This window comes from Furfurilactobacillus entadae (assembly GCF_045862745.1).
GTDB classification, from domain to species: Bacteria; Bacillota; Bacilli; order Lactobacillales; family Lactobacillaceae; genus Furfurilactobacillus; species Furfurilactobacillus entadae.
Map to the genome: position 1 here is coordinate 1 of NZ_BQXN01000023.1, position 16,401 is coordinate 16,401.

Genomic DNA, 16,401 nt, shown 5'->3' on the forward strand with positions numbered 1-16,401 from the left:
AAGGTACTCAAACAACATCATGCTTTTCAAAGTATGTCCCGGAAGGCAACCTGTTTGGACAACGCTTCAATGGAATCATTCTTTCACATTATGAAGGCAGAACTATTTGACCAATCTTACACAACTAAGGATTCTTTGATTCAATCAATGACTGATTGGTTGGATTATTACAACCAACGCCGAATCAAAACCAAACTAAAAGGCAAGACACCGGTTTAATACCGGCAGCTTGCCCTTCAATCAGTCGCTTAATATACATGTCCAACTTAATGGGTTCACTTCACTTCAGTCGTTTTCGGTTAAGGATTGTGTTTGGTCAAGTTAGGCCCAGTTGCCCTGACGAAAGACCGGGATTGCTGTTCCATCTGCGGTGATTCCGTCAATGTCCAGATCAGCAGAACCAACCATGAAGTCAACGTGAACGTCACTTTGATTGAGGTGAGCGGCGGCTAACTGGTCAGGATTCATTGAGGTTCCCCCTGCGACGTTAAACGGATAGGCAGCACCAATTGCAAGGTGATCGGAAGCATTTTCATCAAAAAGGGTGTTGTAAAAAATGATGCCAGATTGTGAAATGGGGGATGAATCTGGAACCAGAGAAACCTCACCCAGTGAACGTGCGCCGGCATCCGTGTTGATCAACTGTTGAAGGACGTCATTTCCGGTGGCAGCTGTTGCCGCGACGATGCGGCCGTGAGAAAACGTTACGTGAATGTCCGTTAGGAGCGTGCCAGCATAACTCAGTGGCTTTGTGGAAACAACGGTACCGTCAATTCGCTGATTATCCGGAGCGGTAAAGACTTCCTCCGTGGGCATGTTTGGAACGAAAAAGTTACCGGTAGCGTCCGTCGCACCAGCGGCTTCCCACACATGGTGTTCTGGGAGACCAACGGTTAGATGCGTTAATGGGGATCTGTATTCAAGTGCGGTAAACTGGTGCTCATTTAACCAAGCAGCCTTAGCGTTTAGTAGGTCAATGTGGTGATGCCAGGCTAAAACGGGATCTGGTTGATCCACACGGGTTGTTTTGAAAATTTCGGCCCACAATGCGTCAAGTGCGGCAGTGGCAGATTTATCCGGGAAGACTTGCGTTGCCCATGGAACACTGGCTGCGGCGACAACCACCCACGAAATGTCGTTGTTCATTGTGGCTGTTCGAATGGGTGCACTAATACGGGCAGTTCCTTGGTTAGCAAGGGCCAACCGATCTGACGGCACGGCGGCCAAGCCGTTTGGATCTTCTGAAATAACGCTAATTCTGGTTGCATGCTGGGCCATTAATGTTGTGTTTTTCTCAAGCAGGTAATCAGGGCGCTGTTGAAGCCGCTCCATACTAGCGTGCTGTAAAAAGGCCCGGTGGACGAATTGATCGTTCCATTCAACGAGGACTTCATCAGCACCCTGAGCGTAAGCACGTTCCGTCAAACGACGGGCAAGGGGCGCTTGGTCGACACTGATGTAAATGATGATTGTTTGACCGGGCTGAACATTGGCCCCGGTCTTGATGATGAGATCTGCATATTGATCAAGTTGTGGTTCAAAATTGGTAAGGGTCATCACGAACACTTCCTCATTGTTTTATTAGAATGCTTTCATGATAGCACAAGTAATTGTAAGAATTGCAGAAGCTTTCGAAGACGGGGATAATGGAAATAACTAAGTAGAAGCGTGTAGGTGGTGTGATGTGAAAGCATTTGTCAAAATCTTTATTGAACGGTTCAATCGTGCGCAGGTCAGCAATTCAGCGGTGATTCTGGCGTGGTACTCATTATTATCGATCTTTCCAGCGGTTATTGTGGTTGGGAACATGTTGCCCCTGTTGGGGATCGATGCAAACACGGTCTTAACGTACTTGCAGGGGGCAGTGCCGCCTGATGTCTATAAAACGTTAGCGCCCACTATTTCATCGTTTTTACGGCAGGGAAACGGTGGCCTGATCTCAATCGGGGCCGTTGTTGCGTTGTGGTCCACAAGTCAAGTGGTGGCCGCCTTTCAACGCACGGTGAATCAAGTGTACGGGGTGGCAGAGAACCAAAATGCCATCACAAACCGAATCTTTTCGTTTCTCTGGATGATTTTAACAATTTTGATCATGGCCATTATCATCATCTTCTTTACGGTTGGTCAGGTGGTCGTTAAGCAATTGACGCCGGTCTTTCACCTTGGAAAAAACGTTTTAGATCTAGTTAGTTCCTTAAAGTGGCCGGTAACTGCGGGGGTGTTATTTCTTCTTTTGCTGTTACTGTATTACTTTTTGCCGAACGCTAAGATCAAGTGGCGTTATGTTTGTGGTGGGGCTGTAGTGGCGACCATCAGTTGGTTATTGTTATCGCAATTATTTTCATTGTATGTTGCGTATTTTGCGCGCTCCATCACGACGTATAAAACCGTTGGGTCTGTCATTGTGATCATGATGTGGCTCGACTTTTCCGGGATCGTTATTTTAACGGGCTCCGTCTTGAATGCGACACTCCAAGAATTTTTTGACGGTGAGATTATTGAAAAACGGCAGTCTTTACGCTGGATTGCCCACTTATGGCGCCGCCACGACAAAAACGCCTAACTTCTCTTACGGGAAGTTAGGCGTTTTAATTTTATGGTGTTCTGGATGCTTATTTAACGGCCTTAAAAATGTACCATCTGGAGAAAAAGTAGTTGGCAATGTTAGTCAGGCACTGGTCAATTAACTTAACAAAAATATCGTTACCACGCAGAAGGGTGATGCCGATAAACAAAATGACGATGTCCATCCCCAGCGTTAAGGCCCGGAAAAAGTAGAACGACCAAAGTTCCCGGATCAAGGCCCGTGGCGTTTCAGCATGGGTAGCGAAGACCCACATCTTATTGGTTAGAAAGGCAAACCCAGTGGCCAAAAACCAGCCAATTGCGTTTGCAATTTGGTAGTTCATGGGGGTCCAAACGTCTAAAACCGTAAAGACAGAGAGGTTGATTAAAAAGGCACAGGTTCCCCACACGCTGTATTCAATTAAAGATTGGTGTGTTTTGATCCAGTCACGCATGAGGAGAGGAAACCGCCTTTCTGTTGAATTGTGATGACATTAAATATAGCATGTTTTGACCGTTAGATTAATTAAATTTTGCTCTGATTTAAGTGAACACTAGGTTTTTTAAGGTTGGTGCAGTATTATACATGAGTATTCTAAACAGGTAGGGTGGATAATTAATGAATTTATGGAACACGGGTGTCACGCTCGTTAAAAAATACTGGTCAATTATTTCATACATGATTTTTGGTGGGTTAACGACGGTTGTTAACCTGGTTGTGTTCTGGTTGTTTACGGCAATTATTCCGTGGAATTATCAAATTGCAAACGTTATGGCCTGGTTCTTATCCGTGCTGTTTGCTTACATTACCAATAAGCTATGGGTCTTTTCGTCAAAGACACATGGCATCCAAGCTTTGATGAAAGAAATGAGTTCGTTCTTCTTCTTCCGGGCGTTAACACTAATTTTGGATGTATTAATCATGTACGTCGGGGTCACCGTGATGCACGGTAACGAGATGTTGGTTAAGGTGATCGATAATGTGCTTGTCATTATCATCAACTATTTCTTCAGTAAATGGTACATATTTAAGGCAACCAAATAGCGTTAATGATGGGTTTCAATTAAGTTAATAGGGCGGTCGGACTGATAACCATCAGCTCCGACCGCCCTATTGTATTATTTAGCCGCTTTGATGAGGGCAGCTGCCATATCATCTAGCCGATCAATGTCTGTTTCATCTGGGGCCAAGTTGATCTTAAGCTTGTCAGCACCACGCTGTGCATTGGTTGCTGCCAAGCGAGTATCAAACTTATCAACGGCAACCCCGTAGTCATCACCATAGAAGACGTCACCGGAACCAGCAACGGCAAAGACATGACCAGTTAAGTCAACATCCTGTAAGTCGTCGTAGAAATCAAGGCCCTCTTCAGGAAGGGCCCCTTCATCGTAGGTGTAGGGAACGACAACAATGATGTTGTAATCCGTTAAGGTATCTGAATCAACTTGAGAAATCTCGACTTCCTTGACGGCAATGTCCTGATCTTCAAATGCTTCAGTTAGAATGTCAGCAACATCTTCGTTGTTACCCGTAATTGTGGCATAGATAACGATTGCGTTCATGGGTCAATGAACCTCCATAAAATAATTTAAGTGTCGCGAAGTGGTTTAAAAACGCTCAATACGCCATAGCATAACACACTGTTGCGGTCTTAAACCGGAGATAATTCCTGCAAAACTTGGTTAAACCGCAGAGAACTGCTAAAATTAGCGTAATGTTCTTATCGATAACGATTAAATCGTGGCCGTGGTGAAAGGAAAATAACCACTGTGGCGCGGTTAATAGCGTGTCAGATAGCTAATTACAACATTGTGATCACAATGTTTCAATGAGGATAACATGAAGACGATCCGGAATTTGTTTTATAATGCATCATATCAGTTATTAATCACGTTAATTCCGTTGCTGACCCAGCCGTACATTTCACGGGTTTTGCAACCGGAAGGAAACGGGATTTATACGTATACATGGTCAATCATCCAGTATTTCGTTCTGGTTGGTGATTTGGGGATTACCCTTTATGGGAATCGGGAGATTGCGTATCATCGCAATGACAAGCACAAACGGTCACAGATTTTTTGGGAAATTGAAATTTTACAATTATGCACGACCGCAATTTCCATTGTCATTTTCTTTGTATTTCTCCATTTTGACCATCAGTACTACCTTTTCCAACTGCTCCAGATCATTTGGCTCATCGCACAGGGAATCGATATTTCCTGGTACTTTATGGGGCTTGAAGATTTCAAGAAGACGGTTTTAAGAAACACTTTGGTTAAAGCTGTGTCCGTACTGTTGATTTTCATGCTGATCCATACACCAGGCGATTTATGGAAGTACATCGTTATTCAGGGGGGCGCCCAGTTAATCGGGGGTGTCTCCTTGTGGCCGTACTTAAAGGGCTCCGTGGAGCGCGTTTCTGTGTCGTTAAACGCGGTGTTGTCCCATTTATACCCGGCATTTGTTCTCTTCATTCCAAATATCGCCATTCAAGTGTACGCGGTGGTTAACCGGACCATGTTGAAACAGTTTGATTCAACCGTCTCAGCAGGGTACTTTAACTTCTCCGATTCACTGGTCAAAACGGTTCTGTCCGTGGTTACAGCTACCGGGACGGTCATGTTGCCACACATCGCCAATAAGTTTGCCCAGGGAGACATGCGGGCCGTTAATAACAGTTTGTACCGGAATATGAACTTTGTGTCCGCCATTTCTGTGCCCATGACATTTGGTTTGGCCGCATTAAGTACCAAATTGGCACCATGGTTCTTTGGTCAACAATACGCCTCGGTTGGTGAGCTGATCTTTTTCGAATCACCAATTATCTTGCTAATTGCGTGGAGTACGGTTGTCGGGCGGCAGTATCTAATGCCGACAAAGCAGATCCGGGCATACACGATTTCAGTAACGCTGGGTGCGGTCGCAAACATTATCATTAACGTCCCGTTGATTTTAACCATTGGGGCCAGTGGGGCAGCGATTGCAACCGTGATTTCAGAAGCGTTAGTGACGGCTTACCAAGTGTTTGCCATTCGTGGTGCTGTTGAGCTACGGCGGATGTTTGTGGGCTTGTGGAAGTATCTGCTGAGTGGGGTGCTGATGTTTGCAGTCGTTTCATTTATTAACCAACGGATTTCAATGTCGTTTATTCACCTTGGTATTGAAGTCGCGATTGGGGTTGTCGTGTATGTTGTTGGGGTGATGTTAACCCGCGCGTACATTGTTGAGGAAGTTCGGCGCCTCATTCGGACTAGATTTCATTAAGTTCTGGGTGACAATATTGTCATCTTGTTTAGAGCATGCTACTCTGACTTTGTTATGAGTGATTTTTTAGTATAAAGGGGATTATTGATCATCGAAAGCCATAGTAAAGCACAATCTGCGGGCTACCGCTTTTCCAAACGAACGTTAGACATTGTGCTGTCCTTAGTTGCGCTAATTTTATTGAGTCCGGTGTTTTTAACCGTTTGGTTGACCTATAAATTTAGTGCCTCAAATCGTGGACCCGTTATTTATAAACAGCAGCGGGTCGGGAAAAACAACCGCGATTTTTATATCTTTAAATTTCGCTCCATGGTTGTGGACGCAGATAAAAAGTTAAAAGCCGATCCACAGCTTTATCAACAGTACTTAGATAATAATTACAAACTACCACCTGAACTTGATCCACGAATTACTCGGTTTGGTAAGTGGCTGCGGAAAACATCAGTTGATGAATTACCACAATTCGTCAACATTTTGCGCGGTGAAATGAGCATCGTTGGACCAAGGCCAGTTGTTCGTGAAGAATTGGTTGAGTACGGCAATCAAGTGGATAAGTTGTTGTCTGTTACGCCAGGCGCAATGGGCCTTTGGCAGGCAAGTGGCCGAAGTAACATCGGATACCCAGAGCGGTGTGAAATCGAGTTAAGCTATGTCGATCACGCGTCATTGGGCTTTGACATTAAAATCTTCTTTCGCAACATTTTGCACATCGCAACGTCAGATGGTGCTTACTAACATTAATTTGGAGAATTCGTGTGGAAACTAAAATAATTGTCGCAACACATAAAAACTATCAAATGCCAGCCGATAAGCAGCTTTATCTGCCTGTTTTTGTGGGGAAGGCGTTGCACCCAGATGTTAACCAAACGTTTCAGGGGGATAACACTGGGGATAACATGTCCGAAAAAAACAGTAGCTATAATGAGCTGACGGCCGTTTACTGGGCGTGGAAGAACGTTTCGGCAGACGCTATTGGGCTGGTTCACTACCGGCGCTATCTAAGTGAGCACAAAGAAAAATCACTCGATACGATCTTAAACCAAGTGCAAGTGGATCAGTTACTGACTAACGCCGATGTCATCTTGCCGAAGAAACGTAATTATGTCATTGAATCGAACTATTCACACTACATCCATGCGCACCATCAGGCACCGTTAGACGAAACGAGAAAAATCATCGAAGAAGATTACCCAACGTATCTGCCAGCGTTTGATGCTGTCATGAAGCGGCGGAGTGCCCATATGTTCAACATGTTTGTGATGAAACGCCAACAGTTGGATGAATACTGTACATTTTTATTCGATGTTTTGAAGAAGCTTGAATCACGGGTCGACGTTAGTGATTATGACAGCTACGAAGCACGGATCTATGGCTTTGTGAGTGAATTATTACTGGATGTTTGGCTTGATACAGTAAAACCAACAACGGTGGAAGTGAATTACGTCCACATGGAAAATGAACACTGGCTCAAGAAGGGAACGGCTTTTCTCCAGCGGAAGCTTCATCCACAGGTTAGGGAATAGGATTACTCATGAATATTTTGGTTTTAACACCTTATATGAATGGCTTTGGCGGCACTGAACAGGTGATCGCCAATTTTTGTGACGCGTTTAAACTAGTCGCAACCGCGGACATGCACCTGAAGGTCGTGGATCTAGGTGGTACGGAGAACGGTGACTGGGCAGCAGGGCGACCGATTGAAATTGTAACGATGGCTCAGAACAAACGTGTTCGGACGATCCAGTATGCGTTAACGTTGTACAGCCGGATTAGTAAGCTCATTAAAGCGGATGACTATGATTTTGTGATTAGTACCAATCCGTTAATGTGGAGCATGGCAAAAACGGTTACAACGCACCGGCATTTAAAGGCCCAGGTCGTTGCGTGGTATCACTATTCACTAAGTAGAAAACCAGTGCGACCAGCCTTACTAAGCCGCGCTGACTGGTATTTTGCAATTAGTAGTGGGATCCAGCAAGAGTTGATTGATGCTGGGATTCAACCAGACCGGGTCAAACTGATCTATAATCCCATTAAGGCGCAGCCAACGGTCATTGCGCGAACCAGCGAAGCGCCCCGCCGCTTTGTGTACATGGGGCGAACGCTACTGGATGGTCAAAAAAATCTGCGTGAACTCCTCCTTGCGTTTGCTGATGTCAGTGGCGAGTGGCAACTAGATGTTTACGGTGATGGTGCTGATCGCGAACGGGCACCAGAATTTGCGACCGAGTTAGGCATTAACGATCACATCTATTGGCATGGGTTTACAGAAGCACCGTGGGCACAAATTAAACAGGCAGACACGCTGTTATTGACCTCACGGTACGAAGGCTTTCCAATGGTGTTGGTTGAAGCACTTTCACAAGGGGTCTACGTCATTTCGTCTGACTGTCCAACGGGCCCACGTGACATTATTAACGGCGAAAATGGCCGTCTGTACCAGCTTGGTGACGTGGCGACGTTAACGTCCTTACTGACTGGTGTCATCAGCGGCACCCTTGAATTGCCGGATCAACATGCATTACAGCAGTCAGTGAGCCAGTTTTACTTGCCGGCCTACATGACCCACGTTTTGAACGCATTATCATCAATGAAATAACGGAGGAACATCATTATGGACTACGACTACTTAATTGTTGGTTCCGGTTTGTTCGGAGCCACATTTGCTTATGAGGCCGCAAAACGTGGAAAGCGCGTTAAGGTCATTGAACAGCGTGATCACATTGCCGGAAACATTTACACGAAGGAACAAGATGGCATCCAGGTTCATCAATATGGCGCCCACATCTTCCATACGTCTGATCGGGATATTTGGGATTACGTTAATCAATTTGCTGAGTTCAACCGGTACACGAACTCACCAGTAGCCAACTATAAGGGTGAGTTGTATAACTTGCCGTTTAACATGAACACGTTTAATAAGCTCTGGGGTGTCACGACGCCAGCTGAGGCAAAAGCCAAAATTGATGAACAAAAAGCAGCGGCTAACCTCGGTGATGGCGAACCACGGAACCTTGAAGAACAAGCCATTTCATTGATTGGAACGGACATTTACACAAAGTTGATCAAGGGCTACACAGAAAAGCAGTGGGGCCAAAAGGCCACGGATTTGCCAGCGTTCATTATCCGTCGGTTACCAGTCCGGTACACATTTGATAACAACTACTTCAATGATACTTACCAAGGCATTCCCATTGGCGGGTACACACAAATTGTTGAAAAAATGTTGGCTAGCGACTTAATTGATGTTGAAACAGGGGTCAACTTCTTTGACAACAAGGACGCTTACCTGCGTGATTACCCACGGGTGATCTTTACTGGGATGATCGATCAATTTTTCGATTATCAACTTGGAGAATTGCAGTACCGGTCATTGCGGTTTGAAACGGAAGAGTTGCCTGTGGATAACTTCCAGGGGAACGCCGTTATTAACTATACGGATGCTGAAACGCCTTACACCCGGGTCATCGAGCACAAGCACTTTGAATTTGGGAAGGGCGATAAAGACAAGACCATTGTGACGCGGGAATATCCAGCGACTTGGAAACGCGGTGACGAACCGTATTATCCAGTGAACAATGCAACGAACAATGAACTGTACACGAAGTACCGAGAATTAGCGAAGACTGAACCCAAAGTTCTCTTTGGCGGTCGCTTAGGGATGTACCGGTACTTTGATATGCACCAGGTGATCCACGCAGCTTTGACAGCCGTGAATCAGGAATTTAAATAACACAAAAAACCGACTGATGAAAATTCATCAGTCGGTTTTTTGTGATGTACAAAGAGCACGAAGAGCTGGTTTTTTGTGCTTTTTAAAAGCAGATGTTTGGTATACTGGGAGAGACTGATAAAAATGAAGGGAGGATAACATGGGTAAGCCACGCGAAGGTGAATATTTAGCAATTAAAAGTTATAAGCACGATGGCAGTTTACACCGAACATGGCGTGACACAATGGTCCTGAAGGATAGTGAAAATGAATTTATTGGCGTAAACGATCACACACTAGTCACCGAAGATGACGGTCGACGGTGGGTGACTCGTGAACCCGCAATTGTTTATTTTCATAAACATTTTTGGTTCAACATTGTGGCCATGATTCGCGATAACGGCGTGTCTTATTATTGCAACTTAGCATCACCGTACACAATGGATAAAGAAGCACTGAAGTACATCGATTATGATTTAGACGTCAAGGTTTTTCCAAACGGGGAAAAACGGCTGCTAGATGCGGATGAGTATCAAGCGCATGGGAATCAATGGCATTATTCAAACGAACTGGATCAGATCTTGAAGGCAAATGTCCGCGTTTTGGTTGATTGGATCAATGAAGGCAAGGGACCGTTCTCCAAGGAATACATTGATTTGTGGTCGCAACGCTATCAAAATTTGCTGAAGAACAACCGGCAATCGTAATCAAGAAAGTCACGAGTAAGGAAAGAGGAAATTAAAGTGCTTGAAAAGCTAAGGCATGCCAACATCTTATATTGGGCGGCGGTTGCCACGTTAATTACGATCTTTATCTGGATTTGTAGTCAATTGGGATTTGTCTTTCAACCCATTGGGACGTTCATTTCGGTCGTCTTTGTCCCACTTATTATTTCAGGATTTTTATTTTACATGTTGAACCCGCTGGTTAAACTGCTAATGAAGGTTCGACTGGGGCGGGTGCACATCAACCGGACAGGGGCGACGTTCATTGTTGTCCTGACGCTGGTTTTACTGATTGTTGTTGGGGTTTTATCATTAATTCCGCTATTATCCAACCAGGTTGGTCAATTGATTTCAAACGTGCCACACATCGCTGTGCAGTCGCAAAAAGAAATCACGAAGTACATGGGCCATTCGCGCTTCATGCAGGACAGCAATGTTCAGCACTACGTTAAGGGCTTAGAAAAGTCGTTAACCACGTGGGCTCAGGGCTTCATTAAGAACCTGACCAACAGTCTTGGTTCAATCGTTGGGACGTTAACGGATGTGACCATCACCGCAATCACAGTGCCCGTTATTTTATTCTACATGCTTCGGGACAGTGAGAAGTTTGTTCCAGCTGTGATGAGAATCTTACCGGCAAAACGGGAAACACGGATCACAGAATTGTTGTTTAAGATGAGCGACACGATCTCGCAATATATTGGTGGCCAAGTTATTGAATGTTTGTTCGTGGGGGTCTTTACCAGTATTGGGTACATGATTCTCGGACTGCCCGTTGGGCTGTTATTAGGAATTGTTGCTGGTTTTTGTAACATTATCCCTTACGTGGGGCCGTACATTGGCATCACGCCAGCCATCATTGTGTCACTCATTTTGGCGCCACAAAAATTGATCTGGGTTGTCGTTGTTGTCATCATCGTCCAACAGGTGGATGGAAACATTATCTACCCAAACATCATTGGCCGGTCATTAAAAATTCACCCGTTGACCATTATTATCTTGTTGTTAGCCGCCGGGCACTTGGCCGGTATTCCCGGCATGATCTTATGTATTCCGTTTTATGCCGTTATTCGGACGGTGGTTCAATACGTTTGGAGCATTGCCCACTTGGATGACCAGCAGGAAGCGACTAATGACGCCCAGATTAGTAATGATGATTGATGGTTGAACACTGACTAGTCAGGTATAATAGTTTAGGTTTATTCTCGGAATGCGTTCACACTGATAGTTAAGTAGATTGCCGTAAACGGATCATTTATGGGTGGCTTTACTCATAAGGGTAAGTTTGCGGCGTCTGCGTTTAAATGTGGCTAAGCGTAGTTCGTTAAGGGAACGTGATTTAATGAAAGATTACATTTTGGGTAATTAATACCGGAACGCTTGTTTCAAGGCCGGTAATTGCGTATGGTGTTTATGGTTCAATTGGCTAAGTACCGAGAATAAAACGACATTAATTAGTTGGTTTAGAAACAAGTAAAAGTGAGGATTTTAGATGAGTGAGGTATGTGCGGTCTTAGTGACCTACAATCGGTTAGCCTTATTAAAGGAAAGCATTGCTGCAATCTTGCAACAAAATGTCCCGGTTAAGCAGTTACTGATTATTGATAATCAAAGCACGGATGGAACAGGGGACTACTTAACCCAGTTTGCAGACGATGCACGTGTTACCGTTGTAACAGCTTCGACTAACCTTGGTGGCGCTGGCGGATTCCAATTGGGGATTGATCAAGCAATGCAAGCGGGTGACTACGACTACGTTTGGATCATGGATGATGATACCATTCCAACGGAAGATTGTTTAAGCAAGCTTCTTGATCCAATCGCAACAGGAAAGATCTCAAATAAGGGGTTTGTTTGCAGCAATGTTCGGTGGACAGATAACTCGGTTGCCATTATGAACATTCCGTATGTGAGCCAGAATTGGAATGGCGTTGCCCAAGATGGACTTGTCCAGGTTGACGCGGCCTCCTTTGTTTCATTACTTGTGCCAACCGCCACCATCGCAGAAATTGGGTTGCCGATTAAGGAATTTTTCGTCTGGGGCGATGATCATGAATATACGTTACGGATTTCTGAACGGTACGAAAGCTACTGTGTCGGGGACAGCATTGCCATTCATAAGATGGCAGCGAACCATGGTGTCGATATTGTGACGGATGATCCGGGCCGAATCGGTCGGTATTTCTATAATTATCGTAATGCCTACTATACAGAACGGAAGCACCATGGCGCGAAGGGTGCATTAACGCAAATTGCAAAGGACCTTTACGCGATCCATAAAGTTCTACATCGAAGTGCCGACCACAAATGGCGGCGAATTCATAGCATTAATAAGGGAATGCTAGCAGGCTTTACGTTTAGACCACAAATTCAATTTTCACAGCGAAAGTAGGGAAAATAATCATGCAACAAGAATATTCAATTCAAGACTTATGGAAAATTTTCATCAAGAACATCCTTATTATTTTAGTGGTTGCCATTGTCGTTGGTGGTAGTGTGTTTGCCATTATGCGCCGGCACGTCACAACACAATACACGGCCCGTCGGTCAATGCTCATTTATCATGGGAAAACAGATTACTCACGAACGGACATCATGAAATCTGATATGTTGGGCATGGGAACGTACACACAAGTGATGAACGATCCTAGTATTAGTGACGTGATTTACCAACAGATGAAGGGAACTAAAAACTTTACTGGAACAAAAGCCGATGTAAACCGAATGACGATTGCCACGGCAGCACCAAATTCAACAATTATGACGGTTAATGCAACAGCAGCGAATAAAGCAGTTGCCATTAAATTAGCAAATGTATCAGCCGTCGTTGCAAAGGAAAAGCTGCCACAATACATTGGCGCCTCAGCAAAGGTTCGTTTATTGGCTAATGCTAATGAACGGCCTGTTGATAAAATAACGACAAGCAATGCCAAAAAAATGGCAGTTTATGCAACGGCTGGGAGCCTGGTCCTGGCAGCATTAATTGTTTTTGGAGCTGACATTTTGAAAAAGAACCGAAAATAGTAAGGGGTTATCATGTCGAGTTTGTTAATTCCCGTTTCATTATTCACTAAGGTATTTTCTTACGGGATGCCGGGGAGCATTGCAGAATTACCATTTATCTTCTTTTTTATCATGATTTTGTTTGTTGCAAGCCAGCGAACAGATGTCTTAACCATTCCACATATTTCAAGCCGGGTGGTTGTTTATGTTCTTGCGCTCATGGGAGCGCAATTTTTTGCGATTGCCCGGTCATCGATGCAGTTTAACAATTCTGTTCAAGCAATTGGAATGGGAACGTCGTTTGTTAATATTATTGGAATAATTGCGACTGTCGTTTTGGCTTATTATGCAGTTGTTTTGACGGTAACAAATGAAGCGCAAATTAGGGGCTTCATTAAAGCAACCATCTGGTCAATTATTGTTCTGGAAGTTGTGGTATTGATGCCACAGATTGTTGCCAGTTCATCGTCCTTCTTTCATGGGTGGGTCAATTTAATGGGCACGCTGTTTGAAAGCCGGTGGCACGGACGTGATTTTTATACGAACGGGAGCTATGCAACGACACTCCACCGGATTAATGGGTTTGAACCCGAAGCCGGGTATTTAGCTGGGCAAATTGGACTGACGTTTATGCCACTGATGATTGCCGGGTTGGCGAATCATTTTGATGTGTTCAGTGGTAAGACCGCAGAAAAACACCGTCAGCACTACTGGTGGCTTGTTGCGCTGTTCGTGGTTGTCCTTGGAACATTGTTCTTTGCCAAAACATCCACCGGTTTCTTAGTGATGGGGTTATCGTTATGTCTGCTGTTCTGGAAAGCACCCAAACACGATAAGCACTTTTTACTGGGCCTAGCCGCCGGGGGATTAGTTGTCTTGATCCTTGCGTACGTTTTTGTTGGGCCAATTCGGAACATGCTGAACCAATACATCTTCCGCAAGTCTGGAACTGATAACCGTGCTGGGGGGACGATTGCCTTATTTGTGACGTTCTTTCAACATCCGTTTATCGGGGTCGGAAACAGTTGGGTGAGTCCTTACTTGGTGGAAAATTCACCAGCGTGGTCCAAGCATAACTGGGAGTACATTTACGTGTATTCACAAGGTGGTTACCCCATTTTAAGTGTTTGGGGCGGCTGGCTGGCACAGTTTGGTTTGTTGGGAACAGTGCCTGTTGGTGTTTATCTGTGGCGGAAAGTGAAGCCCGCTGTTTTACGGCTCCGGTCGTTAAAGCGCCAAAACGAGTTAATTGATAACGAGCGCTTGTTAAAATACATTATTGATGCATTTGAAGTTTACTTGGTCATGTTTGCGGTGTTAGCTGCGCTGATTTTTTCGTGGTCACAATACTATATTTTGTTGCCATTATTCTTTTATATCGTTGGGATTCGCGTTTTAGAGCAAAACATTGAAAATTAGGTGTAAACTGTTAGAATAGCGGTTTGAACGTAATTAAAAAAGGCTTAGGCAAGTTTTGCAATTTGCTTAAAAAAACGAATTTTGAGTTAGATTAAAAGGAGGTCATGTTGTGGTTGAAGTTAATCAATTAACGAAAGAAATCGCAAAACGACGAACATTTGCCATTATTTCTCACCCCGATGCCGGGAAAACAACGTTAACGGAGCAAATGTTACTGTTAGGTGGCGTTGTTCGTGAGGCTGGTTCCGTTAAGGGAAGAAAAACAGGGAAGTTTGCAACATCTGACTGGATGGAAATTGAAAAGGAACGTGGTATTTCTGTAACCAGTTCCGTTTTACAATTTGATTTTGAAGATTGTCGGATTAACATTCTGGATACCCCAGGACATGAGGATTTCTCTGAAGATACGTACCGAACGCTGATGGCCGTTGACTCAGTAATCATGGTCATTGACTCAGCCAAGGGGATCGAACCACAAACGCGAAAGCTATTCCAAATTTGTAAGATGCGTGGGATTCCGATTTTTACTTTTATGAATAAGATTGACCGTGATGGTCGGGAACCACTTGATTTATTGTCAGAGATTGAAGATACACTGGCAATCGAAACGTATCCAATGAACTGGCCAGTTGGGATGGGTCGGGAACTAAAGGGGTTGGTTGATTTCCGGTCACACCACGCAACGTTGCTTGAAAAAAACCGTGAAGAGCAGGTTGTGGCGTTAAGTGACGATAACAACTTAGCTGCTGACGTTGCTTTAGGCCAAGACTCAATTTGGAAAGATACGCAGGACCAAATTGAATTACTTGAACTCGCTGGGAATGAATTAACACCTGAAAAGGTTGCAACTGGGGCGTTAACGCCGGTCTTCTTTGGATCAGCGTTAACAAACTTTGGGGTGACTGATTTACTGAAGGGCTTTTTGAAGTACGCCCCGCAACCAGAAGATCACAAGCTTCAAAATGGTGATGTCTTGTCGGCCACAACAGACCAATTTGCCGGATTTATTTTCAAGATTCAGGCAAATATGAACCCGAATCACCGGGACCGGATTGCATTTGTTCGAATCTGTTCAGGAATGTTTGAACGGGGGATGGACGTTACGTTGGCGCGGACAGGCAAAAAGCTGCGGTTGAATAATTCCACCCAGTTTATGGCAGAGGAGCGTGAGAACGTGAACACGGCCGTTGCTGGTGACATTGTTGGACTGTATGACACTGGAAACTTTCAGATTGGGGATTCGATCTACGCTGGAAGCCAAGAAGAAGTCTTTGAGGCACTGCCAACGTTTACCCCTGAGTTGTTTGTTCATGTAACGCCGAAAAACGTTATGAAACAAAAATCCTTTACTAAAGGGATTGAGCAACTGGTTCAGGAAGGGGCCATTCAGTTGTTCCGGGCCGGAACCAGTAATGACTACATTCTTGGTGCTGTTGGCCAATTGCAGTTTGAAGTTTTCCAATACCGGATGCAACATGAATATAATTCGGACGTTATTATGGAACCCATGGGTCATAAAATTGCCCGGTGGATCGAAGATGAGACGTTTGATGAATCGATGGCCTCCAGTCGGAACTTACTGGTTCGTGACCGTGAGGGGCGGCCGTTGTTCTTATTTGAAAATCAGTTTGCTGAAAATTGGTTCGTTTCAAAATATCCAGATGTAACATTATCAAAACGATTGTAATTTCTAGTAAACGTAAAAACCCTAAC

17 protein-coding genes are annotated in these 16,401 nt (G+C 44.5%); 14 read left to right on the forward strand and 3 right to left on the reverse strand.

Going from position 1 to position 16,401, the window contains the following annotated elements:
- The coding region (locus tag ACKTR5_RS09245; protein WP_407880992.1) for an IS3 family transposase at nt 1–219 on the forward strand (219 nt) is incomplete at its 5' end.
- Nucleotides 220–321: 102 nt separating this feature from the next.
- Here the strand turns inward: ACKTR5_RS09245 and ACKTR5_RS09250 are convergent.
- Nucleotides 322–1,557 (reverse strand): aminopeptidase, encoded by a 1,236-nt coding sequence (locus tag ACKTR5_RS09250; protein ID WP_407880994.1) that lies wholly within the window; start codon nt 1,555–1,557, stop codon nt 322–324.
- A gap of 127 nt (nt 1,558–1,684) precedes the next feature.
- Here ACKTR5_RS09250 and ACKTR5_RS09255 point away from each other — a divergent pair, with 127 nt between their 5' ends.
- Complete coding sequence (locus ACKTR5_RS09255) at nt 1,685–2,563, forward strand: YihY/virulence factor BrkB family protein (protein WP_407880995.1); 879 nt, start codon at nt 1,685–1,687, stop codon at nt 2,561–2,563.
- A 49-nt stretch (nt 2,564–2,612) separates the two neighbouring features.
- Here ACKTR5_RS09255 and ACKTR5_RS09260 read toward each other — a convergent pair whose 3' ends face one another.
- Nucleotides 2,613–3,020: a GtrA family protein gene (locus ACKTR5_RS09260; protein WP_407880997.1), complete on the reverse strand. Its 408-nt coding sequence runs from the start codon at nt 3,018–3,020 to the stop codon at nt 2,613–2,615.
- 164 nt (nt 3,021–3,184) lie between these two features.
- On the opposite strand from ACKTR5_RS09260, the gene ACKTR5_RS09265 reads away from it, so the two are divergent.
- On the forward strand, nt 3,185–3,610 hold the full coding sequence (locus ACKTR5_RS09265) for a GtrA family protein (protein ID WP_407880998.1): 426 nt from the start codon (nt 3,185–3,187) through the stop codon (nt 3,608–3,610).
- A 74-nt stretch (nt 3,611–3,684) separates the two neighbouring features.
- Here ACKTR5_RS09265 and ACKTR5_RS09270 read toward each other — a convergent pair whose 3' ends face one another.
- Nucleotides 3,685–4,128 (reverse strand): flavodoxin domain-containing protein, encoded by a 444-nt coding sequence (locus ACKTR5_RS09270; protein WP_407881000.1) that lies wholly within the window; start codon nt 4,126–4,128, stop codon nt 3,685–3,687.
- A 277-nt stretch (nt 4,129–4,405) separates the two neighbouring features.
- Here ACKTR5_RS09270 and ACKTR5_RS09275 point away from each other — a divergent pair, with 277 nt between their 5' ends.
- From ACKTR5_RS09275 to ACKTR5_RS09325, 11 genes are all read left to right on the forward strand, one after another.
- Complete coding sequence (locus ACKTR5_RS09275; RefSeq protein WP_407881001.1) at nt 4,406–5,830, forward strand: flippase; 1,425 nt, start codon at nt 4,406–4,408, stop codon at nt 5,828–5,830.
- Between the two features lie 90 nt (nt 5,831–5,920).
- Nucleotides 5,921–6,565, forward strand: a complete 645-nt coding sequence (locus tag ACKTR5_RS09280) for a sugar transferase (RefSeq protein WP_407881037.1) — start codon at nt 5,921–5,923, stop codon at nt 6,563–6,565.
- Nucleotides 6,566–6,585: 20 nt separating this feature from the next.
- Nucleotides 6,586–7,353 (forward strand): DUF4422 domain-containing protein, encoded by a 768-nt coding sequence (locus ACKTR5_RS09285; RefSeq protein ID WP_407881002.1) that lies wholly within the window; start codon nt 6,586–6,588, stop codon nt 7,351–7,353.
- A gap of 8 nt (nt 7,354–7,361) precedes the next feature.
- A complete protein-coding gene (locus ACKTR5_RS09290) occupies nt 7,362–8,429 on the forward strand; it encodes a glycosyltransferase (protein WP_407881003.1) in 1,068 nt (355 codons plus the stop codon).
- A gap of 15 nt (nt 8,430–8,444) precedes the next feature.
- Nucleotides 8,445–9,563: a UDP-galactopyranose mutase gene (glf, locus tag ACKTR5_RS09295; RefSeq protein WP_407881005.1), complete on the forward strand. Its 1,119-nt coding sequence runs from the start codon at nt 8,445–8,447 to the stop codon at nt 9,561–9,563.
- Nucleotides 9,564–9,702: 139 nt separating this feature from the next.
- Nucleotides 9,703–10,248, forward strand: coding sequence for a DUF402 domain-containing protein (locus ACKTR5_RS09300; protein ID WP_407881006.1), 546 nt, complete (start codon nt 9,703–9,705; stop codon nt 10,246–10,248).
- Between the two features lie 36 nt (nt 10,249–10,284).
- Entirely contained in the window at nt 10,285–11,427 is a 1,143-nt protein-coding gene (locus tag ACKTR5_RS09305; protein ID WP_407881008.1) for an AI-2E family transporter, read from the forward strand.
- Between the two features lie 331 nt (nt 11,428–11,758).
- Nucleotides 11,759–12,658, forward strand: a complete 900-nt coding sequence (locus ACKTR5_RS09310; RefSeq protein ID WP_407881009.1) for a glycosyltransferase family 2 protein — start codon at nt 11,759–11,761, stop codon at nt 12,656–12,658.
- A gap of 11 nt (nt 12,659–12,669) precedes the next feature.
- Complete coding sequence (locus tag ACKTR5_RS09315; protein ID WP_407881011.1) at nt 12,670–13,290, forward strand: YveK family protein; 621 nt, start codon at nt 12,670–12,672, stop codon at nt 13,288–13,290.
- Between the two features lie 12 nt (nt 13,291–13,302).
- A complete protein-coding gene (locus tag ACKTR5_RS09320) occupies nt 13,303–14,688 on the forward strand; it encodes a hypothetical protein (RefSeq protein ID WP_407881012.1) in 1,386 nt (461 codons plus the stop codon).
- Between the two features lie 109 nt (nt 14,689–14,797).
- Complete coding sequence (locus ACKTR5_RS09325; protein WP_407881014.1) at nt 14,798–16,375, forward strand: peptide chain release factor 3; 1,578 nt, start codon at nt 14,798–14,800, stop codon at nt 16,373–16,375.
- Nucleotides 16,376–16,401: the final 26 nt, after the last annotated feature.

Coding starts and splice junctions, on each gene's coding strand:
- ACKTR5_RS09310 (WP_407881009.1), top strand. CDS start 11,759: ATGAGTGAGGTATGTGCGGTCTTAGTGACCTACAATCGGTTAGCCTTA.
- ACKTR5_RS09270 (WP_407881000.1), bottom strand. CDS start 4,128: ATGAACGCAATCGTTATCTATGCCACAATTACGGGTAACAACGAAGAT.
- ACKTR5_RS09260 (WP_407880997.1), bottom strand. CDS start 3,020: ATGCGTGACTGGATCAAAACACACCAATCTTTAATTGAATACAGCGTG.
- ACKTR5_RS09265 (WP_407880998.1), top strand. CDS start 3,185: ATGAATTTATGGAACACGGGTGTCACGCTCGTTAAAAAATACTGGTCA.
- ACKTR5_RS09300 (WP_407881006.1), top strand. CDS start 9,703: ATGGGTAAGCCACGCGAAGGTGAATATTTAGCAATTAAAAGTTATAAG.
- glf (WP_407881005.1), top strand. CDS start 8,445: ATGGACTACGACTACTTAATTGTTGGTTCCGGTTTGTTCGGAGCCACA.
- ACKTR5_RS09290 (WP_407881003.1), top strand. CDS start 7,362: ATGAATATTTTGGTTTTAACACCTTATATGAATGGCTTTGGCGGCACT.
- ACKTR5_RS09275 (WP_407881001.1), top strand. CDS start 4,406: ATGAAGACGATCCGGAATTTGTTTTATAATGCATCATATCAGTTATTA.
- ACKTR5_RS09250 (WP_407880994.1), bottom strand. CDS start 1,557: ATGACCCTTACCAATTTTGAACCACAACTTGATCAATATGCAGATCTC.
- ACKTR5_RS09320 (WP_407881012.1), top strand. CDS start 13,303: ATGTCGAGTTTGTTAATTCCCGTTTCATTATTCACTAAGGTATTTTCT.
- ACKTR5_RS09315 (WP_407881011.1), top strand. CDS start 12,670: ATGCAACAAGAATATTCAATTCAAGACTTATGGAAAATTTTCATCAAG.